This is a genomic window from Nonomuraea sp. SBT364 (genome assembly GCF_001083785.1).
In the GTDB taxonomy this organism is placed as follows: domain Bacteria; phylum Actinomycetota; class Actinomycetes; order Streptosporangiales; family Streptosporangiaceae; genus Nonomuraea.
The window spans coordinates 17,489-31,197 of the sequence record NZ_LAVL01000030.1; the positions used below are offsets into that span (position 1 = coordinate 17,489).

The 13,709-nt window shown below is 69.9% G+C and carries 9 protein-coding genes; 6 read left to right on the plus strand and 3 right to left on the minus strand.

Features of this window, described 5'->3' with window-relative positions:
* Window positions 1–2: 2 nt before the first annotated feature.
* Window positions 3–1,367 carry a lipopolysaccharide biosynthesis protein RfbH gene (gene rfbH / locus ADY59_RS16560; RefSeq protein WP_231618747.1) on the minus strand — a complete coding sequence of 455 codons (1,365 nt, stop codon included), beginning with the start codon at window positions 1,365–1,367 and terminating at the stop codon, window positions 3–5.
* 105 nt (window positions 1,368–1,472) lie between these two features.
* Here rfbH and ADY59_RS16565 point away from each other — a divergent pair, with 105 nt between their 5' ends.
* The 6 genes from ADY59_RS16565 (at window position 1,473) to ADY59_RS16590 (ending at window position 11,154) form a co-directional block, all read left to right on the plus strand.
* On the plus strand, window positions 1,473–2,819 hold the full coding sequence (locus ADY59_RS16565) for a nucleotide sugar dehydrogenase (protein ID WP_049563083.1): 1,347 nt from the start codon (window positions 1,473–1,475) through the stop codon (window positions 2,817–2,819).
* Between the two features lie 100 nt (window positions 2,820–2,919).
* Window positions 2,920–4,290: a condensation domain-containing protein gene (locus tag ADY59_RS16570; protein WP_197093688.1), complete on the plus strand. Its 1,371-nt coding sequence runs from the start codon at window positions 2,920–2,922 to the stop codon at window positions 4,288–4,290.
* 41 nt (window positions 4,291–4,331) lie between these two features.
* Window positions 4,332–5,978 (plus strand): MFS transporter, encoded by a 1,647-nt coding sequence (locus tag ADY59_RS16575; protein WP_049563085.1) that lies wholly within the window; start codon window positions 4,332–4,334, stop codon window positions 5,976–5,978.
* Window positions 5,979–6,066: 88 nt separating this feature from the next.
* Window positions 6,067–8,382, plus strand: a complete 2,316-nt coding sequence (locus ADY59_RS16580) for an ATP-binding cassette domain-containing protein (RefSeq protein WP_049563086.1) — start codon at window positions 6,067–6,069, stop codon at window positions 8,380–8,382.
* Between the two features lie 16 nt (window positions 8,383–8,398).
* Window positions 8,399–9,712, plus strand: coding sequence for a nucleotide disphospho-sugar-binding domain-containing protein (locus ADY59_RS16585; RefSeq protein WP_049563088.1), 1,314 nt, complete (start codon window positions 8,399–8,401; stop codon window positions 9,710–9,712).
* On the plus strand, window positions 9,709–11,154 hold the full coding sequence (locus ADY59_RS16590) for an extracellular solute-binding protein (RefSeq protein WP_049563089.1): 1,446 nt from the start codon (window positions 9,709–9,711) through the stop codon (window positions 11,152–11,154). The genes ADY59_RS16585 and ADY59_RS16590 overlap by 4 nt, the downstream gene beginning before the upstream one ends.
* Window positions 11,155–11,216: 62 nt before the next feature.
* On the opposite strand, the gene ADY59_RS16595 is transcribed toward ADY59_RS16590, so the two are convergent.
* Window positions 11,217–12,752 carry a class I SAM-dependent methyltransferase gene (locus ADY59_RS16595; RefSeq protein ID WP_049563091.1) on the minus strand — a complete coding sequence of 512 codons (1,536 nt, stop codon included), beginning with the start codon at window positions 12,750–12,752 and terminating at the stop codon, window positions 11,217–11,219.
* A 36-nt stretch (window positions 12,753–12,788) separates the two neighbouring features.
* Complete coding sequence (locus ADY59_RS16600) at window positions 12,789–13,634, minus strand: SAM-dependent methyltransferase (RefSeq protein WP_049563092.1); 846 nt, start codon at window positions 13,632–13,634, stop codon at window positions 12,789–12,791.
* Window positions 13,635–13,709: the final 75 nt, after the last annotated feature.

A 13,709-nucleotide genomic window follows, 5' to 3' on the forward strand; every position in this document is an offset into this window, starting at 1 on the left:
CTTCATCCGCGTGCGGCGATGAATTCCTTGATCGAGGCGACCACGTAGTCGATCATCTGGTCGGTCAGGCCGGGATAGACGCCGACGTGGAAGGTGTGGGTGGTGATGAGGTCGGTGTTGACCAACTCCCCCACCACCCGGTGCTCGCGGTCGAGGTAGGCCGGATGGCGCAGCAGGTTGCCCGCGAACAGGCGGCGGGTGCCGATCTTGCGGTCCTCCAGGAAGTCCACCAGTTCCTTGGCATCGAACGGCGCCCCGGGGTCGACGGTGAGAACGAATCCGTACCAGCTCGGATCCGAGCGCGGCGTGGCCTCCGGCAAGATCAGATACGGGACGCCTTCCAGGCCCTCGCGCAGCCGCCGCCAGTTGTGACGGCGGGCGGCGCAGAAGTCATCCACCTTGCCCAGCTGGCTCAACCCGAGCGCCGCCTGCAACTCGGTGATCTTCAAGTTGTAGCCGACATGCGAGTAGATGTACTTGTGGTCATAGCCGTGCGGCAACGTCCCCATCTGATAGCTGAACCTCTTCAGGCAGGTGTTGCTCTCACCCGGCTCACACCAGCAGTCCCGCCCCCAGTCCCGCAACGACTCGACGATACGAGACAGCAACAGGCTGGAGGTCAGCACACACCCGCCCTCACCCATCGTCATGTGATGAGCCGGGTAGAAGCTGACCGTGGTCAGATCACCGAACGTGCCCACCGGCTCGCCGTCATACGTCGACCCGACGGCGTCGCAGCTGTCCTCCACCAGGAACAGTTCATGCTCGGCCGCGAGTTCGGCCATCTCCGCCACCGCGAACGGGTTGCCGACGGTGTGCGCGATCATGATCGCCCGCGTTTTCGGGCCGATCGCCCGCGCCACCATGTCCACGGTCGGGTTGTAGGTGCCGAGTTCCACATCCACATAAACCGGGACGAGACCGTTTTGCAGGATCGGGTTCACCGTCGTCGGGAACGCCGCCGCAACAGTGATCACCTCATCACCCGGCCGCAGACGGGCGTCTTCCAGCCGGTGTGACGTCAAAGCCGAGATGGCCAGCAGGTTCGCCGAAGAGCCCGAGTTGGTGAGGTGGGCTTTGCGGCGTTTCATCTTGCGGGCGAAGACCGACTCGAACTTCCTGGCCCGGCTGCCGCCGGCCACCCGCAGTTCGAGAGCCGCCTCGACCAGCGCCAGCCGGTCGGCCACGTCATGCACGGCCCCGGTCGGCCAGATCTCGGTGACGCCCGGCTCGAAATCCCCGGCGGGTTCCACATCGGCGTGGTATTTACGCACCTCGTCGAGGATCAACGCCTTGTGTTCGTTCATCTCCGGCCCTTCGTCGATGCACCACTCCACAGCATCGGCCACCAGCAATTCCAGCCGCATCTCCTGTATTGCCCCGGCCAGGCAACCCACAAGATGCGCCCCACCACGAATTGCGTTGTGCTGACAGCAGGAATTCGACCGGTCACCCACAAAAGGGGAACGTTTATGCGATACCTGCGCGAAAACGAACAGCCCAAAGTGGCCGTCATCGGACTCGGCTACGTCGGCTCCTGCTACGCCGCGATCCTCGCCGAACGAGGCTGGCACGTCACAGGCATCGACACCAACACCCACCTCATCCAAGAACTCCAAGACGGCCACTGCCGCTACCAAGAAGACGGCCTCGCACCCCTGCTCGAAGCCGCCATCACCGACAGCCGGCTCAGCCTCACCACCGACTTCGCCGCCATCACCGACGCCGACGTCCTGCTACTCACCGTCGGCACCCCCGTCCGCACCGACGGCTCCATGGTCGAAGAGCAACTGGGACAGGCATCCGAGCAGATAGGCCGGCACCTACGCCCCGGACAACTCGTCCTCGTCAAAAGCACCGTCCCACCCGGAACGACCCGCGACTTCGTTCGGCCACTGCTGGAGCAGGGCGGCCTCACCTGCGGCACCGACTTCAACCTCGCCTTCACCCCCGAACGGTTCGCCGAAGGCACCGCACTCAAAGAGCTGCGGTCACTCCCCATCGTGGTCGGCGGCATCGACGACGACAGCACCCAAGACGCCGCCCTGTTCTGGCGCCAAGCACTCCACGTCGACGTCCTCACCCAAGACTCCCCCGAAGCCGCCGAAATCGTGAAACTAGCCGACAACTGGTGGATCGACCTCAACATCGCCATGGCCAACGAACTCGCCAAATTCTGCGCCGCCTACAACGTCGACGTCCTCGACGTCATCACCGCCGCCAACACCATCACCAAAGGCAAACACCACGTCAACATCCTCCTGCCCAGCATCGGCGTCGGCGGCTCCTGCCTCGTCAAAGACCCCTGGATGGTCTGGCACACCGCCCAACGACACGGCATCGAACTCCACACCCCACCCACCAGCCGCAAAATCAACCAAACCATGCCCGACCACACCAGCCAACTCATCATCGACACCCTGGCCAGCCAGGGCAAAAACCCCGCCACAGCAACCATCGCCATCCTCGGCGCCGCCTTCAAGAACAACACCGGCGACCTCCGCGCCACCCCCGTCGAAGGCGTCATCACCGCCCTCCTCAAAGCCGGCGCCACCGTCAAGCTGCACGACCCCCTCGTCGACCCCTACCAAGCCGAAACCCAACTCGGCATCACCCCCACCGAAACCCTCCACGAAACCGTCCGCGACGCCGACTGCATCGCCATCATGGCCCTCCACCACGACTTCACCCACATCGACTACGCCACCCTCCCCGTCGCCCCCCAATGCCTCATCCTCGACGGCCGCGCCTACTACACCAAGCAAAAGATCGCCGAACTACGCCACCTCGGCTACACCTACCTCGGCATCGGACGCTGAAAGACAGCAATCCAGAATAAGTCCGGAAAGCCGCACGCGGATATTCTTTTAGTTCGTCCGCGTTGCGCCTTTGCGGCGAATTCAGTGAAGGGACCCTGTGGTGAGCGTCACCGAAATCCTGCACACGCCGAGCGAGCCGGTGAGCCGCGTTCCGCTTTCCCTCAATCAGGAATTCCTGTCCGTCTTCGACGAGGGTGACGATTCGGGGCCGTTCGGACCGGCGTACAACATCTTCTACGCCTGCCGGCTGCGCGGCGAGATCGACGACGAGACGCTGCGCGCCGCCATGGGCGACGTCGTGGCGCGGCACGAGGCGCTGCGCACGCTGCTCGTGCGCGAGCCCGGCGACAGTCATCAGCGGATCATGCCGCCCGGCCCGGTGGAGCTGGCGGTGCGCGACCTGTCCGGCACCGATCCCGGCTCGCGTGACCTGCGGGCGAGCGAGCTGGTCAACGAGGTGGAGTCGGGCTCCTACAGCGCGACGGCGGTGCCGCTGCTGCGCGGGGTGCTGGGCCGCTTCGACCCGGCCGACGCCGTGCTCGTGCTGGCCGTCCACCACACCGCGGCCGACGCCTGGTCGATGCACGTGATCATGCGGGAGGTCGCCCTCTGCTACGCGGTCCGCCGCGGGCACCCGGTCGAGCTGCCGGCCGCGCCGCCCCAGTACCGGGAGTACGCGGCGTGGGAGCGGGAGCGGGCCGCCTCCGCCGAGCTGGACGCCGCGCGGGAGTTCTGGCGGGAGAAGCTGCGCGGGGCCGAGATGCTCACCTTTCCCACCGACCATCCGCGTTCGGCCGGGCTGCCGAAGACCACCGGCTGGCACCGCTTCACGGTCGGCGCCGAGCTCAGCGCCGCGACCAGGAAGGCGGCGGCGAGGCTGCGCTGCTCGCCGTTCATGGTCCTGTTCGCCGCGCACGCGATCGTGCTGCGCCGCATCACCGGGGCGAGCGACATCGCGGTCCCGACCTTCACCACCGGGCGCGGCGCCATGCGCTTCCACCAGACCGTCGGGTCGTTCTTCAACTTCGTGCCGCTGCGCACCGACCTGGTCGGCTGCGACACCTTCGGCGACGTGGCGCTGCGCGTGCGGGCGAGCTGCCTGGAGAGCTACGCCCACGACATCCCGTTCTCGGAGATCGTGGCGCAGGCGCCGCAGCTCATGAGCACGGCGGCGGCCGACGACGGCGGCCTGTTCCTGTTCCAGGTCTTCCACTCGCCGTTCGCGATGAACGGGGAGCGGATCGGCGACGTCGAGTACTCCGAGGTCCCCCGGCTGCTGTCCCAGCCGTCCGGCGGCGACATCCCGGACGGCGCGCTGTGCGAGCTCAACATCACGCCCGCCGGGGAGATCATCGGAACCCTCGGCTACAACACCAACCTGTGGAACCCGGACACGATGGCCGACTGGGCCTCGGAGTTCACCACTGTGCTGCGGGCCGTCGTCACCACTCCGGATTCCCCCTTGCACTAGGGCCGCGGGCCCTGGAAACCCCCCAGACGGAAGGATTTCCCATGGATGTGAGCTCCGGCGCCGGGTCCGATGTGCGGGCCGGTCGCAAGGAGTGGATCGGCCTGGCCGTCCTGGCCCTGCCGACCCTGCTGCTGTCGCTGGACATGAGCGCGCTGTACCTTGCGTTGCCACACCTGAGCCAGGACCTGGGCGCGAGCGCGACCCAGCAGCTCTGGATCACCGACATCTACGGATTCCTGATCGCCGGGTTCCTGGTCACGATGGGCACGCTCGGCGACCGGGTCGGCCGCCGCAGGCTGCTGCTGATCGGCGCCGTCGCGTTCGCCGCCGCCTCGGTGGCGGCCGCGTACTCGACCAGCGCGGAGATGCTGATCATCTCCCGGGCGCTGATGGGCATCGCCGGCGCCACCCTGATGCCGTCCACGATGTCGCTGCTGGGCGTGATGTTCAAGAATCCCCAGCAGATGGGCATCGCGATCGCCGTGTGGATGAGCTGCTTCATGGGCGGCATGGCGATCGGCCCGGTCGTCGGCGGCGTGCTGCTGGTGAACTTCTGGTGGGGTTCGGTGTTCCTGCTGGGCGTGCCGGTCATGGCGCTGCTCCTGCTGGCGGGGCCGAAGCTGCTGCCGGAGTACCGCGACTCCGAGGGCGGCAAGGTCGACCTGCTGAGCGTGGCGCTGTCGCTGGCCGCGATCCTGCCCGTCATCTACGGGCTCAAGGAGGTCGCCAGAGGCGGCTGGCAGCCGCTGAACATCACCGCCGTCGCCGTCGGCCTGATCGTCGGCGTGCTGTTCGTGCAGCGGCAGCGGCGGCTGGCCAGCCCACTGCTCGACATGCAGTTGTTCAGGAACCGCTCGTTCAGCGCCGCCCTGGTGATCATGGTGGGTGGCGGCATCATGAGCGGCACGTACCTGCTGGTCAACCTCTACCTGCAGACCGTCGAGGGCCTCTCGCCGCTGCAGGCGGGCGCGTGGCTGGTGCCCTCGACGATCGCCACCATCTTCGGTGTGATGGCCGCGCCGGCCATCGCGCGCAAGATCAGGCCCGGGTACGTCATGGCCGGCGGCCTGGTGGTCACCGCGGCCGGCTACCTGCTGCTCACCCAGGTGGGCAGCTCCGCGGGCGTCGCGCTGCTGGTCACGGGTCTCATCGTCAGCTCGCTCGGCGCCGGCCCGATGGGCGCGCTGGGCACCGGGCTGATCATGGGGTCCGTGCCGCCGGAGAAGGCGGGCTCGGCATCGGCGATGTCGGAGACCAGCGGCGAGTTCGGCATCGCGTTCGGCATCGCCGTGATGGGCAGCGTCGGCACCGCCGTCTACCAGGGCAGCCTCGGCGACGGCGTGCCCGCGGGCGTGCCCGCCGGGGTGGCGCAGACCGCCCAGGAGAGCATCGCGGGCGCCTACACGGCCGTCGAGCAGTTGTCGGGGCCGGTGGCGACGCAACTGCTCACGGCCGCCCGTGATGCGTTCACCTCGGCGATGAACACCACCGCCGTGGCCAGCGCCGCCGTCGCGCTCGTGCTGGCCACCGTGGCCGCCGTCGCGCTGCGGCACGCGCCGCCGACCGCCGAGGCCGAGGCCGCCGGCCAGACCGAGGACGACCCCGGCGCAGCGCAGGCCGGGACAGCGCAGGCCGGGACAGCGCACGACGAGCTCGACCACCAGGTGGCCGAGACCGTGGCCAAGTAACCGGTCCTCGACCAGTGATCCGGCCGGAGGTTGGAGCACCTCGGCCGGATCACCGTGTCTCCCGCGCCCCGCAGGAACAGGAGCATCAGTGAGCGTCACAGCAGATCCGGCGCCGGCGCCGGCCCTCTCCCCCAGCCTCGACGCCATCAGGGTCACCGGGGCGCGGGAGCACAACCTCAAGGACGTGTCCCTCACCATCCCGAAGAACCAGATCACCGTCTTCACCGGTGTGTCGGGATCGGGCAAGTCGTCCATCGTCTTCGACACGGTGGCGGTGGAGGCCCAGCGGCAGCTCAACAGCACCTACCCGTGGTTCATCCGCAACCAGCTGCCCAAGTACGAGCGGCCGCTGGCCGACGCGATCGAGAACCTCACGCCGCCGGTCGTCGTGGACCAGAAGCCGCTCGGCGGCAACGCCCGCTCCACGGTGGGGACGATCACCGACATCTACTCGGTCATCCGGTCCCTGTTCGCCCGGTACGGCACCCCCAGCGACGGGCTGGCCTCGACGTACTCCTTCAACAACCCGCGCGGCATGTGCACCGGCTGCGACGGCCTGGGCCGCAGCGTCCGCGCCGACGTGGACCTGATGCTCGACCGGGACAAGTCGCTGGCCGAGGGCGCGATCCTGGTGCCCGGCTACGGCGTCGGCACCCCCGACTGGCAGCTGTACGCCAACAGCGGCAAGCTCGACCCGGCCAAGCCGGTGCGCGACTACACGCCGGAGGAGATGGACTTCTTCCTGCACGGCACCGGCGGCAAGGTCCAGCTCACCACGAAGAGCGGCTCGTACAAGACCAGCTACGAGGGCCTGCTCGACCGGTTCACCCGGCTCGGCGTCAAGCGTGACATGAGCAAGACCAGCGAGCGGACCCGGGAGACGATCCAGCGTTTCATCTCCGAGGGCGTCTGCCCGGACTGCGACGGGGCCCGGCTGAACGCGCAGGCGCTGGCGACCACGATCGGCGGGCGCAACATCGCCGAGTGGACGCGGATGCAGATCACCGACCTGATCGAGGTGCTCGACGGCATCGACGACCCGGTGGCCACGCCCATCGCCCGCTCGGCCGGCGTGGCGCGGCGGCGGGTGGCGGCGATCGGGCTCGGCTACCTGAGCCTGGACCGGGCCACGGCGACGCTGTCGGGCGGCGAGGGGCAGCGGCTCAAGCTGGTGCGCTACCTGGGCAGCACGCTGACCGGCATGACGTACGTCTTCGACGAGCCGAGCGTCGGACTGCACCCGCGTGACGTGGGGCGGCTCAACGACCTGCTGCGGGCGCTGCGCGACCAGGGCAACACCGTGCTCGTCGTCGAGCACGACCCGGACGTCATCGCCATCGCCGACCACGTCGTGGACGTCGGGCCGAAGGCGGGCGCGCACGGCGGCGAGATCGTCTACACCGGCTCGTTCGAGGGGCTGCGCGAGGCCGACACGCTCACCGGCCGGGGGCTGCGCGCGGCGACCACGATGAAGAGCGACTTCCGGCAGCCGCGCGGCGTCCTGCCGATCACCGGCGCCCGCCTGCACAACCTCAAGGACGTGTCGGTGGACATCCCCGTCGGGGTGCTGACCGTGGTCACCGGGGTGGCGGGATCGGGCAAGAGCACGCTGATCGCCGAGGTGTTCACGCGGACGTACCCCGAGGCCGTCTACGTCGACCAGTCGCCGATCGCCGCCTCCGCCCGCTCCACGCCCGCCACGTACCTGGGGCTGATGGACCCGATCAGGAAGCTGTTCGCGCAGGCCAGCGGGCAGCCGGCGAGCCTGTTCAGCTTCAACTCCGAGGGCGCCTGCGCGGAGTGCGAGGGGCGCGGCGTCATCATCACCGAGCTGGCCTACATGGACCCGGTGACGATCCGCTGCACCGCCTGCGACGGCAGCAGGTTCCACCAGGACGTGCTGGCCCACCGGCTCGACGGCCGGTCCATCGCCGAGGTCCTGGCGCTGCCCGCCGAGCAGGCCGTCGACACGTTCACGCAGCCCGCGCTGCGCCGCAAGCTGAGGGCGCTGACGGACGTCGGCCTGGACTACCTGACGCTCGGGCAGCCGCTCAGCACGCTGTCGGGCGGCGAGCTGCAGCGCATCAAGCTGGCCGCGCAGCTGCACCGCACCGGCACCGTCTACGTCCTGGACGAGCCCACCACGGGTCTTCACATGTCAGACATCGGCACGCTGCTCGCCCTCATCGACACGCTGGTCGACCAGGGCAACACCGTGGTGGCCATCGAGCACAACCTGGACGTCGTCCAGCAGGCGGACCACGTCATCGACCTGGGCCCCGACGGCGGCAAGGACGGCGGCCGGATCGTGTTCACCGGGACCCCGCCGGAACTCCTGCGGTCCCCCGACTCCCTCACCGGCGAGCACCTGAGGCGCTACCGGTCGACCCACGCTCATCTCTAATCCTTGAGGAGCCTCCATGAGAGTGATGCTCACCGTCTGGCCCCAGAGATGCCATCTGTTCCCGGCCGTCCCCTACGCCCACGCGTTGCAGACCGCCGGGCACGAGGTCGTCATCGCGTGCCCGCCGGGGGCCGAGGACGACATCACCGCCGCCGGGCTGACGGCGGTGGTGTGCGGCGTCCCGGAGACGACCGCGCAGGGCTGGGCCCGGCCCGACCTGGCGCCCAACGTGGCCGAGATGGACCGGCTGGCGGCGGCCCTGGACGTGGCGCCCGCCGACCGTGACAGCTGGGACGTGTTCTACCAGTTCCTGCTGTCGGCGGCGAAGTACCACCTGCCTCCGGAACCCAGCGCGGACAACGTGGCCCTGGTGGAGTTCGCCCTGGCCTGGCGGCCCGACCTGGTGCTGTGGGATCCGTGGTTCCCCGGCGGCGCGGTGGCGGCGCGGGCGGCGGGCGCGGCGCAGGCGCGGGTCATCATGGGCCCCGACTACAGCGGCTGGGCCACGGAGCTGTTCGCGGCGCGCGGCTCGGCCGGCGCGGTCAACCCGCTGGCCGAGGCGGTGCGGCCGCTGGCCGAGCGCTACGGCGTCGAGGTGGACCAGGAACTGCTGCTCGGGCAGTGGACCGTGGACCCGCTGCCGCCCGAGATGCGGGTCTCCACCGGCATCGCGTCGCTGCCGGTGCGCTGGATCCCGTACAACGGCGGCGGGGTCAAGCCCTCCTGGCTGTACGGGACGCCCGAGCGGCCGAGGGTGGCGCTGTCGCTGGGGTTGTCGACCCGTACCTATCACCAGGGTGAATGGCGTACGCCGAAGATCCTGGAGGCGGTGGCCGGACTCGACGTCGAGCTCGTCGCCACGCTGGACGCCAACCAGCTCGTCGGGCTGCCGCCGATCCCGGACAACGTCCGCGTGGTGGACTACGTACCGCTCTCGCAGCTGCTGCCGACGTGCTCGGCCAGCATCAACCACGGCTCCAGCGGCACCTTCTGGGCCTCCGTCGCCGCGAACGTGCCGCAGATCATCGCCGACACGGACGAGTCGCAGCGGCTGGAGTTCACCGAGGAGGGCGGCAGCGTGATCCCCGAGCGGCACATCCTGTCGCCCATCGCCGCGTCGTACATCACCGGCCGCGGCGCCGGGTTCCGGCTCGACCACCAGAAGCAGTCCGCGGAGGAGGTCCGCGCGCTGATCGTCAGCACGCTGGAGGACCCGGCGTACGCGGCGGGCGCGAACTCGCTGCACGAGGAGTGGCTGAACCGGCCGAGCCCGTCGGACATCGTGCCCGACCTGGAGAAGCTGACCGCGCAGCATCGGGGGATCGCATGAAAACCAAGATCGTTCTGGACGTGTGGGTGCCGGACCTGACCTTCCCCGGCTGGATGGACCGGTGGCGGGAGCAGGGCAGGGACTTCGAGCGGGCGCACCCCGAGTACGAGGTGAACATCGAGGGCAAGGACTTCTGGACCTTCCCCCTGCAGGTCGCGCAGGCGGCGGCGAGCGGGCAGCGGCCCGCCGTGGCCGAGTACTACTTCTACATGGGGCAGGCCGCCCGCGACCTGGTCGGGCGCGACGGGGAGCCGGTGTTCACCTCGCTCCAGCGGGCGATCGGCGGCCGTACGGAGATCCTCGGCGAGCCGGTCGTGATCGACGACCTGCTCCCTGCCTTCCGCGAGTACTTCTCCCTCGACGGCGACCTCACCTCGATGCCGTCCGGCGGCACGACCAGCCTGCTGTTCGCCAACAAGGGGCTGCTGCGGGCCGCCGGTGTGTCGGAGCTGCCGCAGACGTGGGCCGAGGTGGACGAGGTCTGCGAGCGGATCGCCGGCTCCCGCGACCGGCCCGCCTACCCCATCACCTGGTCCAACCACGGGACGTTCTTCCAGCAGGCGCTGGCCACCCAGGGCGGGCTCCTGGTCGACAACGACAACGGCAGGTCGGGCCGGGCCACCACCGCCTACCTGGCCTCGGACGAGATGCTCGCCTGGGTCGAGTGGTGGCGGCGGCTGCACGCGCGCGGCCACTGCCTCTACACGGGCAAGATCCCCGACTGGGCGGGCACGTTCCGGGCCTTCGCCGAGCGTGACGTGGCGATCAGGCTCACCTCGTCCAACGACGTCAACTACATGGTGCAGGCGGCCCACAAGAACGGGTTCGACGTCGAGGTGGGCGTCTTCCCGTACAACGGCGACGTGCCCTACGTCGGCAACGCGGTGGCGGGCACGTCGCTGTGGCTGGCGAACGGCCTCGACGAGGACACCCGGGACGGGGCGCTCGCGCTCATCCAGTTCCTGCACAACCCGCGCAACGCCGCCGACCGGCACAAGTTCAGCAGCTTCATCCCGATCACGCACTCCTCCTACCGGCTGCTGGAGGACGAGGGCTGGTTCGACCAGCACCCCTACCACCGCCTCGGCTACGAGCACGTCAGCCGCTACCCCAGCCGGGCGGTGCCGGGCGGCGGGCCGGTCCCGGTGTCGCAGGGCGCGCTGTTCGGCGACTTCGCCGGCAACCAGGACGTCATGACCCGGGCCATGGGCGACGTGCTGGCCGGCGGCGCCGACCCGGTGACGCGCTTCACCGCCGCCACCGCCGAGGCGCAGAAGCTGCTGGACGAGTACAACGCGTACGCGATCGGCACGGGCTTCCGCAACCCGGTGACGAGCCCCGGGCACAGCCTGGCCGTGGAGTCGTTCAGCACCGCCTCGGCGGGACGCGACTACTCGGCCGCCGACCTGGAGAAGGTGGTGCAGCTCAAGCTGAACCGCTGATACCCGGGCGAGGGAGAAGGGCCGTTGCCGATCTGATCGGCAACGGCCCTTCTGGTTGTTCGTCAGGCGGGGCGCTCGGCGGTGACGAGCACGAACGTCCCGGGGCCGGACTCGTGGCGGATCGTCAGGCCCGCCGCGGCCAGCCACGCCTTGATGTCGTCCAGCTCGAACAGCTCCATGCCGCCCTGGTGGCCCGGGAAGTAGTGGCAGGCGACCAGGTGGCGGTAGACGGGGTCGGCGGAGGAGTGGAACGTCAGGAACGTGAACGTGCCGCCGGGACGCAGGCACCGGCCGATCTCCTTGATGGCCTCCGGCGCGTCGTCGGGGAAGGCCTGCAACGCGTTCCAGCACATGACGGCGCCCAGCGTCGCGTCGCCGAACGGCAGCCTGCGCGCGCCCGCCATGACCGCGGGCAGCTCCGGCAGCCGCCGGCGGGTGGCCGTCAGCATGGGCGGGTACATGTCGAGCGCGATCACCCGCTCCGCGCCGACGGCCCCGGCCAGCGTCCGCGTCCACCGCCCGGCGCCGCAGGCGAGGTCGAGCACCGGCCCCTCGACGGGGCGGACGTGCTCGGCGATGTAGGCGTCCTCGTCGGCCGGGCTGATCGCGGTGCCCCAGTTGGAGCCGGCCAGTCTCAGGAAGTTGGGGCGCGCGTACGCCTCGTAGAAGTGCCCCATGCTGGGCACCTCGGCCAGCTTGTAGAGGAAGTCGCCGGCGTTGCGCTCGGCGTCCTCGGTGAGGTTGAGGATGCCGCTGCCGATCGGGTACGTGGCCGCGCAGCCCGCGCACCGCACCTCGTCGCCGGTGAAGTCCAGGTCGCCCGCGCAGCGCGGGCAGCGGAACGCGGCCGCGTGCGGGGCGAAGAGCTCGACGCCGGCCTCGGGCGGCGGCGCCAGCGCGTCGCGGGGCGGGACGCTGCCGACCTCGACGGGCGTGGGCGCGCCGTTGAGCGCGGCCCAGTGCGCCGCCGCGCCCAGGTTGCCGCGGACCGTGCTGGTGTCCTTGTCCCAGTTGAGGATGATCTGCTCGGTGGGCATGGCCTTGATCCACGAGTTGTCGAAGTCGCGCTCCGCCTCGTCCATCAGCGCCCACACCTCGGGCGACGGGAAGACCCGGCCGATCACCGGGTTCTCCAGGTCGAGCTGCCCGAGGGCCCGGTCGAGCTTGGACAGGTCGTACGCGTCGAGGCCCCGGTCGCCGGCGACCGCCAGGATGCGGTCGCGGTCCTCGGGGAAGTGCGACAGGAGGTAGGCCAGGGCCAGGGAGAGCGGCTGCCCGTTGGCGCTGCCGATCCACAGGTCCAGGTACAGCTCCACCCCCTGCCGGACGGCCGAGGTCAGCTCGCCGGTGTGGTCCGGGTCGTCGGCGCCGGCCAGCAGGCCGAGCACGACGGCCAGGTGGGCCTTGCGGTCATCGGAAACCGTCGCCAGCCGCTCCACCAGCAGGGGCACGGCGGGCAAGGCCAGCTCGGTCGCCGTGCCGCCGTCCCAGAGCTGCTCGATCAGCCGCAGGTACTCGGCGCCGACCCGGTCGGGAGCCGCGCCGGAGAACGTCTCGACGAGGTCGGCGACGGCCGGCTGGGACATGGACAGAGTCATGTGCGCGTCCTTTCGTGGTGATCGCCCGCCTCGCGCTCATCTCAAAGGTTTGCGGGCGGAGACGATGACGTACCCGATCTGGTCGGGCCGGGGGGCGAAGAATCCGAGGTGCCGCCGCGAGAACGTCGTCACCGCGGCCTCGCCGAACCGCTCGGCGATCTCCTGCCTGCGCGGCATCGCGGTGCGCAGGTACTTGGACTTGCGGCCGAACACCCTCGGCCCGCACTGGGTGTACTCCTCGGGCACGAAGCCGGCGCCGCGCGCGTGCTCCAGCCATTCGGCGAGCGTGGGCAGCTCCCGGAGCTTGAGGCTGGCCATGAACTTCGCCACCCGCTCGGGCTCGGCCCGCGACTCCAGGCTGAAGTCGGAGAAGGCGATCCGGCCGCCGGGGCGCAGCACCCGGAACAGCTCGCCGAACACCACGGCCAGGTCGGGGGCGTTCTGCAGCGACTCCAGCGCCAGGACGGCGTCGAAGGAGTCGTCGGCGTAGGCCAGGTCGGTGTAGTCGCCGTACTCGAAGCGCACCAGGTCGCCGACGCCGGCGGCGGCGGCCCTGTCGCGGGCCGCGCCGAGCTCGAACTCGCTGATGGAGATCCCGGTGACGCGCGCGCCGTAGTCGGTGGCCAGGAACACGCTCGTCGCGCCCGGCCCGCAGCCGGCGTCGAGCAGCCGCTCGCCGGGGCGCAGCCCGAGCGTGTCGGCGACCTTGCGGCTGGTGCGGCCCACGGCCTCGGCCAGCGTCGCGTCGTCCTCGTCGTCGTACCAGTACCACATGTGGATATGGCCGTCGCGAAGCACGTCGCCGATCGGCGAGCGCTCGTCATAATGCCTGCCGATTTCGGCCGTGTCGATTTCTGCCGTGTCGATGAATTCGGAAGCCATGAAATACGTCGCTCTCCCGCGAATTCGGTGCACCCTGAGGCAATGGTGCGCCGCGCCGGCGGCCCGGCACATCTC